General features: G+C 47.1%; 22 protein-coding genes and 1 rRNA gene. 1 reads left to right on the top strand and 22 read right to left on the bottom strand.

Annotated elements, in window-relative coordinates; all coding sequences use genetic code 11:
• Positions 1–27: 27 nt before the first annotated feature.
• The 12 genes from pth to metG form a co-directional block, all read right to left on the bottom strand.
• Positions 28–585, bottom strand: a complete 558-nt coding sequence (pth, locus tag KNP94_RS14885; protein ID WP_088835973.1) for an aminoacyl-tRNA hydrolase — start codon at positions 583–585, stop codon at positions 28–30.
• A gap of 100 nt (positions 586–685) precedes the next feature.
• Positions 686–1,642: a ribose-phosphate diphosphokinase gene (locus tag KNP94_RS14880; RefSeq protein WP_029332210.1), complete on the bottom strand. Its 957-nt coding sequence runs from the start codon at positions 1,640–1,642 to the stop codon at positions 686–688.
• A gap of 69 nt (positions 1,643–1,711) precedes the next feature.
• Positions 1,712–3,061 (bottom strand): bifunctional UDP-N-acetylglucosamine diphosphorylase/glucosamine-1-phosphate N-acetyltransferase GlmU, encoded by a 1,350-nt coding sequence (gene glmU / locus KNP94_RS14875; protein WP_214894486.1) that lies wholly within the window; start codon positions 3,059–3,061, stop codon positions 1,712–1,714.
• A gap of 326 nt (positions 3,062–3,387) precedes the next feature.
• Positions 3,388–3,699, bottom strand: coding sequence for a septation regulator SpoVG (gene spoVG / locus KNP94_RS14870; protein WP_088835971.1), 312 nt, complete (start codon positions 3,697–3,699; stop codon positions 3,388–3,390).
• A gap of 162 nt (positions 3,700–3,861) precedes the next feature.
• A complete protein-coding gene (gene purR / locus KNP94_RS14865; RefSeq protein ID WP_029332207.1) occupies positions 3,862–4,701 on the bottom strand; it encodes a pur operon repressor in 840 nt (279 codons plus the stop codon).
• Between the two features lie 69 nt (positions 4,702–4,770).
• Entirely contained in the window at positions 4,771–5,631 is an 861-nt protein-coding gene (ispE, locus tag KNP94_RS14860; RefSeq protein ID WP_029332206.1) for a 4-(cytidine 5'-diphospho)-2-C-methyl-D-erythritol kinase, read from the bottom strand.
• Between the two features lie 96 nt (positions 5,632–5,727).
• On the bottom strand, positions 5,728–5,967 hold the full coding sequence (locus KNP94_RS14855) for a Veg family protein (RefSeq protein ID WP_012368950.1): 240 nt from the start codon (positions 5,965–5,967) through the stop codon (positions 5,728–5,730).
• An 84-nt stretch (positions 5,968–6,051) separates the two neighbouring features.
• Complete coding sequence (gene rsmA / locus KNP94_RS14850; protein ID WP_029332205.1) at positions 6,052–6,930, bottom strand: 16S rRNA (adenine(1518)-N(6)/adenine(1519)-N(6))-dimethyltransferase RsmA; 879 nt, start codon at positions 6,928–6,930, stop codon at positions 6,052–6,054.
• Entirely contained in the window at positions 6,927–7,484 is a 558-nt protein-coding gene (gene rnmV, locus KNP94_RS14845) for a ribonuclease M5 (RefSeq protein WP_214803549.1), read from the bottom strand. The genes rsmA and rnmV overlap by 4 nt, the downstream gene beginning before the upstream one ends.
• 69 nt (positions 7,485–7,553) lie before the next feature.
• Complete coding sequence (locus KNP94_RS16080; protein ID WP_088835969.1) at positions 7,554–8,834, bottom strand: 3D domain-containing protein; 1,281 nt, start codon at positions 8,832–8,834, stop codon at positions 7,554–7,556.
• Positions 8,831–9,598 (bottom strand): TatD family hydrolase, encoded by a 768-nt coding sequence (locus tag KNP94_RS14835; protein WP_088835968.1) that lies wholly within the window; start codon positions 9,596–9,598, stop codon positions 8,831–8,833. Before KNP94_RS14835 ends, KNP94_RS16080 begins: the two co-directional genes overlap by 4 nt.
• A gap of 58 nt (positions 9,599–9,656) precedes the next feature.
• On the bottom strand, positions 9,657–11,609 hold the full coding sequence (gene metG / locus KNP94_RS14830; RefSeq protein WP_214894484.1) for a methionine--tRNA ligase: 1,953 nt from the start codon (positions 11,607–11,609) through the stop codon (positions 9,657–9,659).
• A gap of 341 nt (positions 11,610–11,950) precedes the next feature.
• Here metG and KNP94_RS14825 point away from each other — a divergent pair, with 341 nt between their 5' ends.
• Positions 11,951–12,247, top strand: a complete 297-nt coding sequence (locus KNP94_RS14825; protein WP_012368944.1) for a transition state genes transcriptional regulator AbrB — start codon at positions 11,951–11,953, stop codon at positions 12,245–12,247.
• 41 nt (positions 12,248–12,288) lie between these two features.
• Here the strand turns inward: KNP94_RS14825 and rsmI are convergent, their stop codons facing one another.
• The 10 genes from rsmI to rrf form a co-directional block, all read right to left on the bottom strand.
• Positions 12,289–13,146, bottom strand: coding sequence for a 16S rRNA (cytidine(1402)-2'-O)-methyltransferase (gene rsmI / locus KNP94_RS14820; RefSeq protein ID WP_214771745.1), 858 nt, complete (start codon positions 13,144–13,146; stop codon positions 12,289–12,291).
• Positions 13,143–13,397 (bottom strand): GIY-YIG nuclease family protein, encoded by a 255-nt coding sequence (locus KNP94_RS14815; protein WP_214894483.1) that lies wholly within the window; start codon positions 13,395–13,397, stop codon positions 13,143–13,145. The genes rsmI and KNP94_RS14815 overlap by 4 nt, the downstream gene beginning before the upstream one ends.
• Positions 13,390–14,127: a tRNA1(Val) (adenine(37)-N6)-methyltransferase gene (locus KNP94_RS14810; RefSeq protein WP_214894482.1), complete on the bottom strand. Its 738-nt coding sequence runs from the start codon at positions 14,125–14,127 to the stop codon at positions 13,390–13,392. Before KNP94_RS14810 ends, KNP94_RS14815 begins: the two co-directional genes overlap by 8 nt.
• A 49-nt stretch (positions 14,128–14,176) precedes the next feature.
• Positions 14,177–14,539 carry a DNA replication initiation control protein YabA gene (gene yabA / locus KNP94_RS14805; protein ID WP_029332197.1) on the bottom strand — a complete coding sequence of 121 codons (363 nt, stop codon included), beginning with the start codon at positions 14,537–14,539 and terminating at the stop codon, positions 14,177–14,179.
• Positions 14,536–15,366 (bottom strand): PSP1 domain-containing protein, encoded by an 831-nt coding sequence (locus KNP94_RS14800; RefSeq protein ID WP_029332196.1) that lies wholly within the window; start codon positions 15,364–15,366, stop codon positions 14,536–14,538. The genes yabA and KNP94_RS14800 overlap by 4 nt, the downstream gene beginning before the upstream one ends.
• A 6-nt stretch (positions 15,367–15,372) precedes the next feature.
• Positions 15,373–16,365 carry a DNA polymerase III subunit delta' gene (locus KNP94_RS14795; protein ID WP_088835963.1) on the bottom strand — a complete coding sequence of 331 codons (993 nt, stop codon included), beginning with the start codon at positions 16,363–16,365 and terminating at the stop codon, positions 15,373–15,375.
• The gene (locus KNP94_RS14790; protein WP_029332194.1) at positions 16,365–16,694 is read right to left on the bottom strand and encodes a cyclic-di-AMP receptor; all 330 of its coding nucleotides are present in this window, start codon (positions 16,692–16,694) and stop codon (positions 16,365–16,367) included. The genes KNP94_RS14795 and KNP94_RS14790 overlap by 1 nt, the downstream gene beginning before the upstream one ends.
• Positions 16,691–17,329, bottom strand: a complete 639-nt coding sequence (gene tmk / locus KNP94_RS14785) for a dTMP kinase (protein WP_214894481.1) — start codon at positions 17,327–17,329, stop codon at positions 16,691–16,693. The genes KNP94_RS14790 and tmk overlap by 4 nt, the downstream gene beginning before the upstream one ends.
• Positions 17,326–18,747, bottom strand: coding sequence for an aminotransferase class I/II-fold pyridoxal phosphate-dependent enzyme (locus tag KNP94_RS14780; RefSeq protein ID WP_214894480.1), 1,422 nt, complete (start codon positions 18,745–18,747; stop codon positions 17,326–17,328). Before KNP94_RS14780 ends, tmk begins: the two co-directional genes overlap by 4 nt.
• A 68-nt stretch (positions 18,748–18,815) precedes the next feature.
• Positions 18,816–18,895, bottom strand: a 5S ribosomal RNA gene (gene rrf / locus KNP94_RS16215); the annotation flags it as partial.

Here is an 18,895-nt window from a genome sequence, read left to right as displayed (position 1 = left end):
ACGCTTTGGAATTCCAAAGCGTTTCGTTCAGTTATAGCGATTCATCAAAGCCAAAAATGGTGTATCGGTAAAGTCTGTCGCGATTTTCACAGCGTCCGCCAATACTTCCCGCAAGACAGGTTGTTCTGCTTTTGAGAACGGCATCAAGACCCAATCGATGACTTGAATCGGAGCAGGCGGACGACCGACACCGAGTTTTAAGCGTTTAATTTCTTGTGTGCCTAAATGCTGAATAAGCGACTTGACACCATTATGCCCACCGGCGCTTCCTTTTGAGCGAAGACGCATCTTTTCAAGCGGCAAATCGAGATCATCATAGATGACGAGGACGTCTTCGACCGCGATTTTATAAAAATCCAGAAGCGGACGAACTGCTTCCCCGGATAGATTCATGTAAGTCAATGGTTTGACGAGCACAACACGTTCCCCATTTATCATTCCCGTTCCGAAGACTGCTTTAAACTTCGACTCGGATAATTTTATTCCGTGTTCCTCCGCCAACGCGTCAATTGCGAGGAAACCGATGTTGTGACGAGTGTTCGTATATTTAGCTCCAGGGTTTCCTAGACCGACGATACATTTCATATCGCTACCTCCTTTTGTTTATTTCCTTTGATGAAAAAAAAGCACGAACAAGGGTCCGATTTCAAAAAACCGGACCTCATCGTTCGTATCTGTTTGTTGATCAGCTAAAGAGCGGGCTGATTGATTTTTGTTCATGGACACGGATGATTGCTTCTGCAAGTAACCGCGCGACAGAAATTTGTTTGATTTTGCTTGCGCATTCACGTTGCGTCAAGTCGATCGTGTTCAAGACGACGAGCTCTTCAATCGCTGAGTTCTCAATCCGTTCCATCGCTGGACCAGAAAGAACAGGGTGTGTACAACAAGCATAAACTTGTTTCGCCCCATTTTCGATTAAAGCGTTCGCAGCAAGTGTAATCGTTCCTGCCGTATCGATGATGTCATCGATGATGATGGCGATTTTGCCATCGACTTGACCGACGATGTTCATGACTTCCGCGACGTTCGGTTTCGGACGACGCTTATCGATGATTGCGATCGGTGCTTTTAATTGTTCTGCTAATTTACGTGCCCGTGTAACACCGCCATGGTCTGGAGAAACGATGACGAGTTCATTTGGGTCGATGTTTTTCTTCTCGAAGTAAGTAGCAAGAAGTGGAACACCCATTAACTGATCTACTGGAATATCGAAGAAACCTTGGATTTGAGCAGCATGGAGATCCATCGTGACGACACGTGTCGCTCCTGCGACTTCAAGTAAGTTCGCAACAAGTTTTGCTGTGATCGGCTCACGCGAACGTGCTTTACGGTCTTGACGTGCATAACCATAATACGGCATGACGACGTTGATCGTCCGTGCAGAAGCACGTTTTAATGCGTCAATCATGATGAGGAGCTCCATCAAGTTCTCGTTGACCGGCTGACTTGTCGATTGGATGATGTAGATATCATCTCCGCGAACGCTTTCTTCGATGTTCATCGAGATTTCGCCATCACTGAAGTGTTTGACTGAACTTTCGCTAACGGGAATTCCGATGACCTTAGCGATTTCCTCTGCCAGTGGTTTGTTCGAGTTGAGTGCGAAAATACGAATTTCATGTTCTAAGACAGTAGACATGTTTAGGTGGCCTCCATTTGTTTGGTTTAGACGAGTAGAGCGACAAGTAATGAATAAGGTGTAGCTGAATTAACGATAATCAGGTTTTGTCGTTTGACGCTCACGGGCGATCGCAAGACCGTTTTCCGGAACATCATCTGTCACTGTCGAACCTGCTGCGACGAGTGCATTTTTACCGACTGTGACGGGGGCGATCAAGTTGACGTTACAACCGATGAACGCATCATCCTCGATGACCGTTTCGAACTTGTTTGTTCCATCATAGTTGACGGTGATTGATCCACATCCTAAGTTGACGTTTTTACCAATCGTTGCGTCTCCGACGTAACTCAAGTGTGCCGATTTGCTTCCTTCACCGAACGTCGATTTCTTGACTTCAACGAAGTTACCGACACGCGTGTTCGCTCCGAGCACCGCTTGCTGACGCAAGTGCGCGAATGGACCGACTTGTGCTGCTTCCCCGATCCGGCTATCGGTTACGACCGACTGACGGACGACGGCAGCATCTGCCACTTCACTGTTACGGATGTCACTATTCGGTCCGATGATACATTCAGACCCGATGATCGTCTTCCCAAGCAATTGTGTCCCTGGGTAGAGCGTCGTATCCGAACCAATCGTAACATCTGGTCCGATATAGGTCGATGCCGGGTCGATGAATGTGACACCTTGACGCATCCAATGCTCGTTCGTCCGCTTACGCATCGACGTCTCAGCTTGCGCGAGTGCGACACGGTCATTGACACCGATTGTCTCTTCAAACGTCGGCGCCGCATAGGCAGCAATCGTTTCGCCATCGGCTTTTGCGATTTCGATGACATCCGGCAAGTAATACTCTCCTTGGACATTATCGTTCTTGACTTGTTTTAACGCAGCGAACAACAACTCATTATCAAACACGTACGTTCCTGTGTTGATTTCTTTAATCGCGAGTTCTTGTTCTGTCGCATCTTTATGTTCAACGATTTTTGAAACATGTCCCTCTTCACCACGAATAATCCGACCATATCCAGTCGCATCATCCGCATGAGCCGTCAAGACGGTCACTTTTGCACCCGTTTCTGCATGGTGGTCGAGTAACGCGGCTAACGTCTCACTCGTTAAGAGTGGTGTATCCCCACAGACGACAAGCGTCGATCCTTTTTCGTTTCCAAGTACCGGTTCTGCCATTTGAACAGCATGACCCGTGCCAAGCTGCTCACTTTGAAGCGCATATTCCACCGATGTGCCAAGCACTTCTTTTACAGACTCCGCACCATGCCCAACGATTACGACTTGACGCTTGACGCCAAGTGTCGCGAGTTGGTCCACGACGTGTTGTACCATAGGTTTCCCAGCTACTGGGTGGAGTACTTTGTAGAGTTTTGATTTCATGCGTGTTCCTTTACCAGCTGCTAGAATTACCGCGAAATGATTCATCCTTGTCGCTCCTCCACGTAAATTAGTGTTGATTTCGTTCAGAAATAGTACACTCGTACCAACTATAACGAAAATGAGGCCACTATTCAATCACAGGACCGAGTCAAATTGATGAAACATCCATTAAAAACAGACTGTAGACAACGTGAGGAGGCTGACTCATAAGTCGTTTTAAAATCAACCTTTGTGATGGACGGGCTTTTCTTTTCATTGCTTTCATCGGAAGAGGCACAACCCGTTGTTGTTTTGTAAGAAGATTGCAGCAAACCTTTTTAACAGCAAAAAAAAGACCGGTCCGCCGCAATACGGGAAACCGGTCTCCTCTATTAAGGGCGATCTGTCAATTCGACTGATGTCAGCTCTAAATCGAGCGCCTCTTCATTTTCTTCACGCAACACATATGCTTCTAGTACTGAATCTTCGACCTTTTTTCGCATTAATGCATTGATTGGATGAGCGACATCACGAAAGATGCCTTCTTGCGTCCGTTTGCTCGGCATCGCGACGAAGAGACCACTGTTCCCTTCAATCACACGTAAATCGTGTACTACGAATTCGTGATCGAGCGTAATCGAGGCGAGTGCTTTCATGCGCCCCTCTGCCACGACGCGACGAATTTTAACGTCCGTAACGTTCATTTTGTCCGCACCCCTTTTAGTAACCGATGTCACAACTCTTCGTTGTCTACTTCTACTTACGGTTCAAAACAAATAAAGGTTTAGCTTTTTCCAATCTTTTTAGGCATAATTTCCAAAAGTTTGATAATTACAGTATAGTTTCAAAGAAATCACGTGTCAAATTCAGGTATTCCCATCACTTGTGAAATACTGGTCGACGTTCCCACGCTTCACTTGAATCTGTCCGAGATCGACATCGACGTCGGCAAGTTTCATTAAGCTGACGTATTCACTGACCATCTTTTTCTCGGCACCTTCTGCTTCAATCAAGACCCCGACACCGGCTACTTTCGCTTCGAACTCGCTCAGTAAACTCATCATTCCACGAATCGTTCCCCCAGCTTTCATGAAGTCATCAATCAACAAGACGTTCGCTCCGCGCGGAAGACTTCGTCGCGCCAGTGCCATCGTCCGAATCGCTTTTGATGAGCCTGATACGTAGTTGATGCTGACGGTCGATCCTTCCGTAACACGACTGTCCGAACGAACGATCACGAACGGTACACCGAGTTGTTCAGCAACGGCGTAAGCAAGCGGGATTCCTTTTGTCGCAATCGTCATGACGACATCCACTTTTTTCTGACTGAAGACAGATGCAAAAACTTGTCCCATCTGCTTGACCATCCGTGGATTGCCAAGTAAATCTGTCAGATACAAATACCCCCCCGGCAACAGACGATCTGGCCGTGCGACGCGTTCACATAAATCATCGATAAACGGTAATGCTTTTTCGCTACTCCATGTCGGAATGAACATGACACCGCCCGCAGCCCCCGGGACTGTGACGAGTCGTCCTGTTCCTTCATGCTCTAACATTTCACTCACGATATCTAAATCTTCACTGATTGACGATTTTGCAGATTTATAGCGTTCTGCGAAAATTGTCAATGAGATCAGATGATGCGGATGGTCGAGTAGATAACGTGTCATATCGACTAACCGACCACTTCTCCGAATTTTCATCTAAATTGTTCCACCTCTCCGTAATTCCGAATATTCACTAGTGAATATATCATTTTCATACGGATATTATCAATGGTTTTCGCCTAAAAGACGAACGACGTAGACTTCGTTACAAAAACCTCTTAAGCCATTATAGAGACGTTGGGCCCGGTTTTCGTGTTCCGTCAACGCGAAGACCGTCGGACCACTCCCGCTCATCAAGACACCTTCCGCCCCGCAACTCGTCATGAAATCCTTGATTTGCTCGACTTCCGGGTGCATCGGTAACGTGACCGACTCAAGAACATTTCCGAGTGATTGACAAATCGCCGTAAAATCCTGCTCTTTAACAGCTGTAATCATCGCTTCGACATCCGGTCGTTTGGCCGTCGTCAAATCGAGTGCGCCATAAACGTCTGCCGTCGACACACCGATCGTTGGTTTCGCAAGCACGACCCAGCACGGAGGCGGAGCGATCAATTTTTCAAGCTTTTCACCACGTCCTGTCGCGATCGCCGTCCCGCCCATGACACAAAACGGGACATCCGAACCGACTTCCGCGCCGATTTCTGCGAGTTGTTCGAGCGTCAATCCGAGCTGCCATAAATCATTTAAACCGCGTAATGTCGCTGCAGCGTCACTCGATCCACCCGCGAGACCCGCTGCGACCGGAATTTGTTTCTCAAGGTAAATCTCTACTCCAGCCTGGATGTTAAATTTTTTCTTCAAGACGGCTGCCGCCTTGTAAGCCAAGTTCCGCTCATCGTTCGGAACATAGGCGTGCTGTGCATTCATTCGAATCTCGCCTGACGGAAGTTCCGTCAACTCTAAGCGGTCTGCCAAGTCCACTGTCGTCATCACCATATGTACATCATGGTAACCATCTGTCCGCTTCGCCGTCGCATCCAACACTAAATTGATTTTCGCTGGTGCCTTTACAATAATCGTCATCGTGCCGTTCCTCCTCTAGTACGTATCCTGTACGAATTGTATCAACCTTTCCACAAAAAAAGAAGCGAACATTTCTGTCCGCTTCGGAAGGTAAGTTTACGAATTCGCAAATTCGATTTGTACGGAGTCGGTTAACACGTCAGCGTAGCTATAAGAAACTCGCTCGACATTGTGGCGCTCTGCGTCTAGCTTGACTACAAACACCGAAGGATACGTCTCAACGAGCGTTCCGATTCGGGTTACGACCTTTTTACGACCGCCGCTTGCTTTTAGCGTCAGTCTTTCACCAACATGTGTTTCGAAAACATGTCTGATTTCGTTCAACGTCTTTGGCATACGCTTCACCTCACTAATATTTATTATAGCATATTAATTAAATATTTGAAAGGTCGAATATTATATCTTTTCTTCCCGCTACCGTCAACGTTTTTTAATCGGCAAAAGTGCGTCCGCGAGCTGTGCGAATTCCTGCAAGCTGAGCGTTTCACCACGACGTCTTGGGTCGATACCTGCTTCATGCAACGCGGCTTCGACAGCTTCTTTTTCTGCTTTTCCGAAGTGGCTCGACAAATTATTTAAAATCGTTTTCCGGCGCTGGGCAAAACTCGCACGCGCAACTTCGAAGAATAATTTTTCATCTTTCGTTTGGACGGCCGGCTCTTTTCGGATGTTCAAGCGGATGACAGCCGAATCGACGTTCGGAGCGGGAATGAAGACTTGCTTCGGCACCGTGAAACAGACTTCGGCTTCCGCATAGTATTGAATCGCAATTGATAATGAACCATACGCTTTTGTACCTGGTTTCGCACCGATCCGTTCCGCTACTTCCTTTTGAATCATCATGATGAGTGTTCGGAATGGTGCTTTCGCCTCCAATATCCGCATGATGATCGGTGTTGTGACATAGTACGGTAAGTTTGCGACGACCGCAAGATCCGTAATTCCTTCTTGTGTGAACTCCTCGTTGACAATCGTTTCGAGATCCAGTTCAAGTGCATCTCCATGGATGATTTTGACGTTCGGATAAGGTGAGAGCGAATCATCTAAAATCGGTAACAGCCGTTGGTCGATTTCAAGGGCAACGACTTTTTTCGCCTGTTTCGCGGACTGTTCCGTCAACGACCCGATTCCCGGTCCGATTTCAAGAACACCGCTCTCCTTTGTTAACGAAGCAGCGCCGACAATGTTCGCGAGTACGTTCAAATCGATTAAAAAGTTTTGTCCTAAGGACTTCTTAAATGAAAATCCGTGTCGCGCGAGGATTTCCTTCGTCCGGTGTAGTGTTGCGATGTCTTTCAATCTTGTTCCTCCTCTAACTGTCTCAGTGCAGCTTCCCATTCCTCTTTTGTGATCCGAATCGAAGCGACGCGTTTGACGAGTTGTTTCGCATTCGGTTCACCGATTGCGAGCAACTGTCCGAGCCGGCGTCTGCGTGACGATGCTGATGGACCACCGATTAAGTCTGCTGCAAGTATCATATCCCGTGTCACTTCTGCGACATGGACTTCTTCTGTTTCATAAACGGCTGCGAGTGCACGTTCGATTGCCTGCGGCGAAGCATGCTCGACACCGATTTTACCGCGTTTATCTTTTGCGTCCGCACGTGGCAGATAGGCTTGTTTGCATCCCGGAACACGTTCATTGATACGTGCGCGAATCCGGTCACCCGGAAAGTCTGGATCCGTGAAGACGATGACGCCTCGGCGTTCGAGTGCTTTTTCAATTCGTTGTAACGTTTGCTCATTGACGGCAGAGCCGTTCGTTTCAATTGTATCGACATCAAATACTTCCTGTAGTCGTGTCGTATCGTCACGTCCTTCGACGACGATGACTTCTTTTAAGCGTTTTTGCATCAATTCTTCTCCACCTTCTTCAAACACTTCCGTAATTGTACCTGTTTCCACGAAAAAAACAAGGAAGCGTCAACTGCCCGCTTCCGTGCCCGACTCATTCGGAATGACCCAAAGCTTGACGGTCTTCCGCCCGAACGTCTTCGCCGTCTGTTCATCACTGACGAGGACATCAATTTTATTGCCTTTAATGGCACCGCCCGTATCGAGCGCGACCGCCAGTCCGACCCCCTCGACATACACTTTCGTCCCGAGCGGAATTACTTTCGGGTCGACGGCGACGATCGGTAACCCTTGATAGGTGATTGTATCCGTGACATCGTACCCCGTCGCTGTCAATGCGCGCCCATCATACAATTGACTCCCGTTCGATGCCGGGTCATTCGTATAGGCCGTCGCCTCGACCATCAGCGTCTTCGCATTCTTGAAGTCTAAGTCTGCCGTGACTTCCGGTGCGACCGTCAATGGCGTCGTTGCCTCCTCTTCATTGAAGACAGGTGCCGGTGTCTCTACTCGTTCAATCGGTTTTGTTCCGACTTTAATGATTTGTTTCACCGGTTCACTCGTTACTTCATCGGTCAGTAACTTCTTCTCTTTACTGAGCCCGTCAGCGAGCGTCAATTCGTACTTTTGGGTCCGGATTCCAGGACGCCCCGTCGTCGTTACAAGTTGTTGTCCTTTCGGTAATGTCGGATCTTCTACTTGCTCGACATCGAACGGAAGCAACTGTTCTTCCGTTAAGGTCGCCCGTCGCGTCGTATTGACGGTGACGAGCGTATCTTCCGAGACAACGGTATCAAGGCTCGGCGCAACACGGTCTGTCGCTTGTAACGTCACTCCTTGTTTCGCAAGGAGCTCACGGACGGTCGTTTGGTACGTATAGACTTGACTGGCTCGTCCTCCGATGACGATGTCAACCGGAAATGCTTCACGGAATCGGACTGTCATCCCGGTCGTCAAGACGGCATGAATCGAAGGGTATACATCATCGGTATCGGCTTGGACGATGCCACGTTCCTTCAATAAATCCGATACAAGACGAGCATGTGTCCGAACCGTCTGTGCTTGCCCGTATCCGACAATCATCGTAATTTCTTTTGCACGTTGGATGACAATCAAACCATTCTTTGGTAAATCCGCACTGCGCGAAGGTTCGATGTTATCCTCCGCTCGCACTTCGATTCCATTTTCACGTAAGACACCATAGACTGATGTTTCTATCGTCTTGACGTGTTGTTCTTGTCCGTCAATCATGATAGTGACGTCGCGCGGATGATCCATCGCCAAGTAGATTAGAATCGCAATTAACAATAAGGCACACCCTGTCGCGATATAAGAGAACGAACGCATCATGGGAGACGGAAGACCCGCTTCGCGTTTTCTGTTGTCGCTTGTTCGATATCGGCATACATCATGCCACGCAGTTGCGCGATTTCTTCCGCCACGAACCGGACGTACGCCGGTTCATTCCGTTTGCCGCGGTATGGTGTCGGTGTCAGGTAAGGACAATCTGTCTCGACGAGTAACCGATCAAGCGGAACTTCTTGAGCGACACGTTTCGGCATCTTCGCATTTTTAAACGTTACCGGTCCACCGAGCGAAATATAAAAGTTCATTGCTAGGCAACGGGGTAAGAGCTCGGCACTCATGCTGTAGCTATGGAGAATCCCACCGACTTCTTTCGCGTCTTCTTCTTCGAGAATACGTAACGTATCTTCCGTTGCTTCCCGGTTGTGAATGACGATTGGCTTATTCTTTTTCTTCGCGAGTTGAATTTGTTTACGAAACGCAGCTTCCTGAACATCTTTTGGTGACGTATCCCAGTGATAATCAAGACCGATCTCACCGAGGGCGACGACTTTCTCATGGTCCATGAGGCGCTCAACTTTCGCGTACGCTGCATCATCGAAATCGATTGAATCGACGGGATGCCAACCGATGACGGCATACAGATCATCATACTGTTCAACGAGTTCCATCGCCCGGTCGATTGTCTTATGATCGAATCCGACGACGATCATTGGTGAGACTCCGTTCGCGCGTGCGCGTTCAATCGTTTCTTCGACGTCTCCGTCGAACTGATCGGAATTTAAATGTGTGTGTGTATCGATTAACAATATCCTCAACTCCTTTTTCAAAAAAATGCCTGTGACGTGAAGTCCACAGGCATCCGAATTATTTTACACTGGCACCGTTCGCCATCGTTGACGGGACGGTCGCTAGTTCAAGTTTACCTGATTTTTCAGCCGCAAGCACCATACCTTGCGATAATTCACCACGGAGAGTGACCGGCTTCAAGTTCGCGACGACGATGACCTTCCGACCGACCAGGTCTTCCGGCTCGTACCATTCAGCAATGCCTGAAACGATTTGGCGTGTTTCTTTCCCCATGTCGACCGTTAACTTTAACAGTTTTTTTGCTTTTTTGATTTTTTCTGCTGTGACGACTTCGCCGACACGCAGCTCAATTTGATCAAAAACATCAATTGTCGTTTCCGGACGAACATCCTCATCTGCTTCTTCGACTTCTTCTTCCTCAACTCGGGCAGCAGATGCCTGTTGCATCATTTCGACGATTGCTTCAACTTCCTCTTTCATGTCGCGGCGCGGGAAAATCGGTTCAGCAATCCCGACTTTTGTTCCTTCTTCAATCGACGCGAACTGTGCGAGTGCTTCCCAGTTCATCGGCTGACCAGCAAGACCAAGCTGACGGAACATCTCGGTCGGAGATTGTGTCATGAACGGTTGCAACATGATCGCGACGTGACGCAGCGTTCCGACGAGGTGGACCATGACCGAGCCGAGTTCATCCGTCTTCGTTTCGTCTTTCGCGAGTACCCACGGTTGTGTCTCGTCGATATATTTATTCGCGCGACTGATTAATTGCCAGACGTGCGCTAAGGCAACCGAGAATTCCATATGCTCCATCGAAGCCTCGACCTTCTCGACTGTTTCTTTCGCAAGCGTCGACAATGTCGCATCGAACGGCGTGACATTTCCCGCATAGGTAGGGATGACCCCATCAAAGTATTTCGTGACCATCGCAATCGTCCGGTTGAGTAAGTTCCCGAGATCATTCGCGAGATCGAAGTTCATCCGCTCAACGAATGCTTCGGGTGTGAACATCCCATCTGAGCCGAAAGGAACTTCGCGTAAGAGATAATAACGAAGAGCATCAAGACCATAACGGTCAATCATCGGAATCGGGTCAACAACATTCCCTTTTGATTTCGACATCTTCCCATCTTTCATCAACAACCAGCCGTGCGCGAAAACTTGTTTCGGCAATGGGAGATCGAGTGCCATCAAGAGTGCCGGCCAAACGATCGTATGGAAACGAACGATTTCTTTTCCGACGAGATGAACGTCTGCTGGCCAGTACTTGTCGAAGTTCCCTTGATCATCCGTTCCGTAACCGAGTGACGAGATGTAGTTCGTCAAGGCATCAACCCAAACGTAGACGACGTGTTTCGGATTCGACGGGACTTTAACGCCCCAGTCAAATGTCGTCCGTGAGACGGCGAGATCTTGGAGACCTGGTTTAATGAAGTTGTTGATCATTTCATTCTTCCGTGATTCCGGTAAGATGAATGATGGGTTCGCTTCAAAGTATTCGACTAAACGATCGGCATACTTACTAATTCGGAAGAAATAACATTCCTCACGAACAAGTTCGACGGGATGGCCGCTATCTGGGCTTTTTCCATCCACTAACTGCGATTCCGTGTAATACGTCTCGTCCGGAATCGAATACCAGCCTTCATATTCACCAAGATAGATATCACCTTTTTCGAGTAATGTCTCAAAAACGTGTTCGACGACTTTCTTGTGGCGTGGTTCTGTCGTTCGAATGTAATCGTCATACGAGATGTCGAGACGATCCCACAGGACTTTAATCTGCTCGACGACACCGTCGACGAATGCTTGTTCAGAAATACCTGCTTCAGCTGCTTTTTCCTGAATTTTTTGTCCGTGTTCATCCGTTCCTGTTAAGTAACGTACATCGAATCCTTGAAGACGTTTATAACGCGCCATCGCGTCTCCTGCGACCGTCGTGTACGCATGACCGATATGTAGCTTCGCGCTAGGATAATAAATCGGTGTCGTGATATAAAATGTTTTTGACATGTTATTCCTCCGTTCTATTGTTCATTCCATTATTATACGCTGTTCTATCGCCGCTGTCGAAACTCGTTTTTTGTCGAATCAAAACATTTTTTGACATCAGACATCAAATTACAAAAAAACACACTCAATAGTTTGAATTCCTTTAAAAAGGGAAAATCTATTAATAAATCGTTTCAATTATGGATTTTTTGAGAAATAAATGACATTTTGATTTCAAGCTATTCGGATTGGTTGACTACTTTTGGAAAGTTTAGTATTCTACATTCTATAGAAGTGATGTCGAATTTTGACGATTTTTAAAAAAATACAGAGACTTAGACATCCAGAGGAGGAACAACAAAATGAAATCAACAGGTATTGTACGTAAAGTAGACGAGCTCGGCCGGGTAGTCATTCCAATTGAACTTCGCCGCACACTCCAAATCGCAGAGAAAGATGCACTCGAAATCTACGTTGATAACGAGCAAATCATTCTTAAAAAATACAAACCAAACATGACTTGCCAAGTTACTGGTGAAGTATCAGAAGATAACTTCAAATTGGCAGACGGAAAATTAATTCTCTCTCCAGACGGCGCACAACGTGTCCTCGTTGAGTTAAAAGATTTCCTCGATCGTCATTACGCAGGAAACGAATAAAACCAAGAAGGAAGCGCGCCGATTCGGTACGCTTCCTTTTTTCATTTCGATTCGTGATAAGACAGGTATAAGGCTTGTCGATCAAGTCCCCGTTCCTTCGCAACACGCTTTAACGCCGCATTCGGTTTTTCACCGTCTGCGATATACCGTTCGATTTGATCGAGTGGATCTGCCTCTTGCTGGATTTCACTCGGACGTTCTTCCGTCGTTCCTTCGACGATGACGACAAATTCGCCCCGGACCTCTTCTGACGCCCAGTCTAACGCTTCCGTCACCGATCCACGAATGTATTCTTCATAACGTTTCGTCAATTCACGGGCGAGCGTGAGTTGGCGATCACCGAGTATTTCGAGGACACCTCCAAGCATTTCCTTTAGCCGATGGGGTGCTTCATAAAATATCAATGTTCCTTGCTCATAACGTAACGTCTCGAGTGCTTCACGCCGCTCTTTTTTCTTGCGTGGTAAAAAGCCGTAATACAAAAAATGTTCCGTCGGTAGACCTGACGCGACGAGGGCCGTCAATGCCGCATTCGCACCCGGTAAGACGACGACCGGAATGTCTGCTGCAATCGCGAGTCGGATTAAGTCGCTCCCCGGATCGGAAATCCCGGGCATTCCAGCGTCGGAGACGAGGGCGACCTGTTTCCCCGACAATAAGTCTTCGAGCAGCCGTTCACCGCTAACTTGCTTATTGTGTTCGTGATAACTGACGAGTTTCGTGTCGATTTCAAAGTGATTGCACAATTTCATCGTCTGGCGTGTGTCTTCTGCCGCGATGATATCGGCCTCTTGTAAGATGCGGACGGCTCGATACGTCATATCCTCTAAGTTCCCGATTGGCGTCGGTACGATATATAAGCCGTTCGTTTGATCCTTAAAACTGCTCGTTGCCTTCATGACGTCCCTCCTTGAATAAGCTGTTCTTTTTTCGCACGCGTCAATTGTTTGATCGCATACTCGCGTTTCAGCGCGTCCGATTTCGTTTCAAACGTCTCTGTGTACGCAAGGACGACCGGTAGCCGTGACCGTGTGTACTTGGCACCCTGCCCCGTATTGTGTGTCGCAACACGCTTCTCGACATCGACAGCGTACCCTGTATACAGACTCCCATCACGGCAACGCACGATATACACCGCATGCTTAGACATTCAGGTGTTCCTGCATTTGCAAGGTATACGTGTCATCTTGCTCGTAGACGATGAACGGGGGTAACACCTTCAAGCCCGGTTTTGCATCCTTGATGCCTTCAATCAACAGCATGTTCGCTTCTTTCCCTGCCTTCGGATAAATCAATTGCATCCGCTTCGGCTCAATCCGGTACTGACGCATCAGCGTCACGATGTCGAGTAAACGTTCCGGACGATGGACGAATGCCGTTTTCCCGCCTTGTTTAAGTAAGTCGGCGGCTGAACGAATGCAATCTTCAAGTGTACATAACACTTCATGCCGAGCAATCGTATAGTGTTCACTCTCATTTCGGTTCGATGATTCATGTGCTAAAAAATACGGCGGATTGCAGGTCACGACATCATAGGCACCGTATCCGAGTTGTTTCCCGGCCGTTTTGACATCCCCCTCAATCATTTGGAGCTGTCCCGCTTTTTCGTTCAACTCGATACTACGGCGTGCCATCTCGACGAGGCGCGGTTGAATTTCGAGTCCCGTGATCGTTCCGTTCGTCCGGTACGATAAAAAGAGCGGAATCGCACCGTTTCCGGCACACAAATCGACCAACTTACCTTGGCGGATCGGGACCCAGACGAATTGCGCGAGTAACGCGGCATCCAGTGAATACGAAAAGACGGTCGGACTTTGAATGATGCGACCGTCTCTTCCGAGGAGATGATCGAGTCGCTCATCTGGTAATAATTCAAGCATAGGTGTCTTCCTTTCTGAAAAAAAGACTGACTCCTAGGAAGTCAGCCTCTCAATGTTTCGTTAACATGGACAAGCAGAACAGGCAATCCCCGTCTTTACGGACTTGACCGTAGTGCAAGTTACAAATGTGGAATCCTTCTTGATAGAGGCGACCGAGGTTATCGTATCCGGCACCTACTAACGCTTCGGCTTCCGCTTCTTCTGTAATCGGTTGTTGTTCGTCTCGCTCCACCTTCTCACGCAGGTGATGATTTTCGAGGTAGAGGTGTTGATTTTCCTCCATCATGTAAGCAAGCTGATCTTTTAATACGCTCAGATGCTCAGTCAGCAAATGAATCTGTTGCTCGATCGCATCGACACGCGTAATGATTTCTTTTTTATCGACTCTCTCCACGCGTATGCACCCCGTCATTCTTTTGGTCGTTTTTGTTTTACGGCACCGACGGATAACAATTCTTCCATCGAATAAGTCAGAACGCGGGAACGGTCTTTCAGTTCAATTTGAACTACTTGATCGAGGATGTTCAATCCGACGACACGACCTTCGCCTTCTGGTACAGTCAGACGTTTTCCGTAATCCGGTAGATCACGTCGCATTTCTTCATACGTATCGTTCTCGTATTTCAAACAGCACATTAAACGGCCACAGACCCCGGAAATTTTCGTTGGGTTCAGTGATAAGTTTTGATCTTTCGCCATCTTGATTGAGACCGGCTCAAATTCACCTAAGAACGATGAACAACAAAGGACACGGCCGCACGGACCGATTCCACCGAGCAATTTCGCTTCATCACGAACTCCGATTTGGCGCAACTCAATCCGTGTCCGGAAGACTGCTGCTAAATCTTTAACGAGTTCCCGGAAGTCGACGCGACCTTCCGCTGTGAAGTAAAAGATGACTTTATTACGATCAAACGTATATTCGACGTCCACGAGTTTCATATCGAGCTTATGTTCGCGAATCTTTTCGACACACACTGCATGTGCATCAAGTGCTGCTACTTTATTTTCACGGACGATCATTGCATCTTTATCATCAGCAATCCGAAGAATTGATTTTAATGGTAAGACCACATCTTCCTCGTCCATTTGTTTATCGGCGATTACCACTTCGCCATATTCAATGCCCCGTACTGTCTCCACGATGACGGCTTGTCCTCGTGATAATGACTCTTGTCCAGGTGCAAAATAATAAATTTTGCCCGCTTCTTTAAAGCGAACGCCTACTACTTCTAGCATATCGCTCTACCCTTTCTGTAAGTCAAACATGAGACGCTCAACTGTTAATTGAGGATTAACATTCGCTTCGACCCGTTTGACGGCTGCAAGTACTGCCTGCAACCAGCGGGTGATCGTCGCCTGACTCTTTCCACCCATCTGCTCAAGTAATGGTCGGCTATTCGTATACGTAATGATCTCCCATGATGGATTCAACTTCAGATGCAAGGCATCTTCGAAGAAACATGTCACGAGTTCTAGACCAATCCGGACGTCTTGCCGATTCTTAAATTGATTAATCCACTTCTCTTGAACGAACAAAGGCAAATCTGCCGGACGATTCGCTAATTCCTCCATCAATTGTAACACTGACGCTCGCGCATTTACAAACCAGTCTTCGATTAAGGCTTGCTCCGCATCATCAATTTTTGAATAGACGCGAGCTGCAAGTTGGGTTAACTCCGCATCTCGGGACGTTTTATCCGATAAAACTTGTCCAATCATCACACGATCGGCCGGTCGAAAACTTAACAGTTGTCCACGAGAACGAATCGTCGGTAATAACAGTTGCGGTTGATTCGTTAGTAGAATCGCTACTTTTCCTTCGCCCGGTTCTTCGAAGAACTTCAATAAACTATTCGCTGCTTGCGGAGTCATCCGGTGCGCTTGCGTCACGACATAGATTTGCCGATCCCCTTCTAACCCCCGAAGTGACAAGTCATGCATCAATTGCTGGATTTGTTCTTTTTTGATGGTTGCCCCATCTGGCTCAATCTGGTAGTAATCGACAAGGTTTCCGCTATCCATCCGTCGACAGCTTCGGCATTCATTACACGGCTCTACTTGATCTTTCCGCTCACAAAATAAACTCTTGGCGAACAATTGAGCCGCTTCCAAAAGAAGCGGCTCATAGTCTCCCGTAAAGATATAAGCATGATTGATTCGATTTGCTCGTAAAGAATTTTGAAGAATCGTCGAGATGACAGATTGTGTTTGTTCGAGCTCATGAAATGTCCGCATCAGAACTGATGAAACCCTTCAATCGGCAAGACAAAGACTGTCGCGCCTCCGACTTGAACTTCAACCGGATAGGGAATATACGAGTCGGCGTGTCCTCCCATTGGTGAGATCGGCGAGACCATTTGATCGCGGCTCGAACAATTTTTCTTGATCAAACGCATCAAATCGTCAACACGTTCACTTTGAACCCCAATCATGAATGTCGTGTTACCTTCTTTTAAAAAGCCGCCCGTCGTCGCAAGTTTGGTTGCCCGAAAATCATTTTCAACAAGCGCTTCTGCTAAACGTAAGCTATCTTTATCTTGAACAATCGTAATGACCATTTTCATGATAATCTCTCCCTTTTCTTCAAATAGGCTAACACATCTTCTAACAGTAGCGACTGGACCGCTTTAATCGATTGATTGGCGTCAATCAATCGAATGCGTTCCGGTTCTGACGCGGCTAATGATAAAAAGCCATGATAGACACGCTCTCTGAATGCATCATCACGTTGCTCGATCCGGTCAAGCGCCCCTCGTTCAATCATTCGTCTTTTCGAGTCCATGACCGTCAAGTCAAACAAGTACGTTCGATCAGGGGTTAATCCTCCTGTTGCTTGCTGATTGACGTTACGGATCTGTTCAATTGAATACCCGAGTCCATATCCTTGATACGCAATCGAGGCATCAACGAAACGATCACATAAAACGACAGTCCCGGCTGTAAGTGACGGACGAATCAATTCATTGACGTGCTGTGCCCGTGACGCCGCATACAATAAAATTTCTGTCATTTCATCCATCTCCGTGAAATCTGGATTCAGAATCAACGAACGGATTTCATTCCCAATGCGTGTGCCGCCTGGCTCTCGTGTCATGATGACCTGATAACCCTCTTTTTTTAATGCTTCTGCCATCAATTGAAGCTGTGTCGTTTTTCCTGCGCCATCTGGTCCTTCGACTGTAATAAACGTTCCCTTCATTCAACAAACCCTTCCTCTATGACACGCAACGTACCTTCTTGCAAAGACTCTCCACCCTGAAGATGGACGGATGCGGCTATATGATGCTCAATACATACTATCTGTTCTTTTGTCACACGCTCTCCTCGCAACAAGACTGGAATACCTGGCGGATATGGAATAATCGTTTCAAGTGCAATCTGACCAATCGTTTCACGAAGCGGAAGATTCCGATATTCCCTCTCCTCTAACTGATCCAGTGGGCAAGCGAGTGATGATACTTTTATTTTACCCATAATTGATTGCTCGATATACCTTTTTGAGGGAATTCCTTTCATTTTCAACTTTTCAATCGCATCTTTTACCTGTCTTAACCACTGAGTTCGGACAGTTTCCGATAATTTGTGAAGAGGTAAAATGCAGACGACAAATGAAGCTAAAGCAAACTCTGCATCTATTTTTTCATTGGCTAATGCATCGAGTAACTGTTCTCCGGAATAGTCCTCATAGGAAAGAATCACGCGTGACCAATCATCAAAAGTAAAAGCATGCATTCCATCTAGTCCGTCGAGTTCGTCTTTGAACAGTTGATGACTGTTCCGGACCTCTTCCATTTCATCAATCGTCCACTGCTGTCGATAGTATCGAGCATAATCGAGCGAAGCCATGATGAGATACGAAGGGCTTGATGTTTGAAACGACTGGAGTGCATGGTGGAGCTTACGACGTTGTACATCCGTTAATCGCTCATGAATCCAAGCCCCCATCGTCAATGCCGGTAACGTCTTATGAGCAGATTGGACGACAGCTGTAGCACCCTGTTCAAAGGCTGAACGGATTCCAACTGCTTCTCCAAAATGTGCACCATGTGCCTCATCAACTAATAATGGTATTTTATAACGTGCTGTCACTGCTACGATTTCTTCGATAGCTGCTGTTTCTCCATAGTAACTCGGTGAAGTTAAAAATACCGCGACTCCACCCGGATAAGATGTTAACGCTTCCTTTAATGTTTCACGTGAAACATTGCCGGCGATTTGTGTTTCTTCATCATACTCAGGGCTCATGAAGATTGGAGACAATCCTAACCATTCGAGTGCATTAAAAATCGACTTATGTGAATTTCTCTGAACGTAGACGCGATCTCCTCGTTTAGTCACAGCCGCAAGCATTGCCCAGTTACCACTTGTTGAACCATTGATTAAAAAATGACTATCTTCCGAATCATAGACTTCACGCAACAATGCTTTTGCTTCTAGAATCGCTTCTGTCGGGTGGTGAAAATCATCTAAGCCAGCTAGTTCTGTTTTATCCCATTCCAAAAAACTAGGTAGACCTAATACGATTGATCCATTTTTATGACCAGGAACGTGCCAAGATGTTGCCTTACGTTCGACATGTCGCTTAAGTGCCTCAATGATTGGAAGCTGACTTTTCATGAAATACACCTCTTGTTTTTAAAATACAAAAGACCGACCTGCAAGATGCAGATCGGTCCTTTTCAATTGCCTGGCAACGTCCTATCCTCACAGGGGGAAGCCCCCAACTACTTTCGGCGTTCAAGTGCTTAACTTCCGTGTTCGGCAT

The organism is Exiguobacterium sp. s80 (assembly GCF_018618725.1).
Taxonomy (GTDB): Bacteria; Bacillota; Bacilli; order Exiguobacteriales; family Exiguobacteriaceae; genus Exiguobacterium_A; species Exiguobacterium_A oxidotolerans.
Note: the sequence above shows the minus strand (reverse complement) of the source record. Positions and strands in the feature narration are given on the sequence as shown.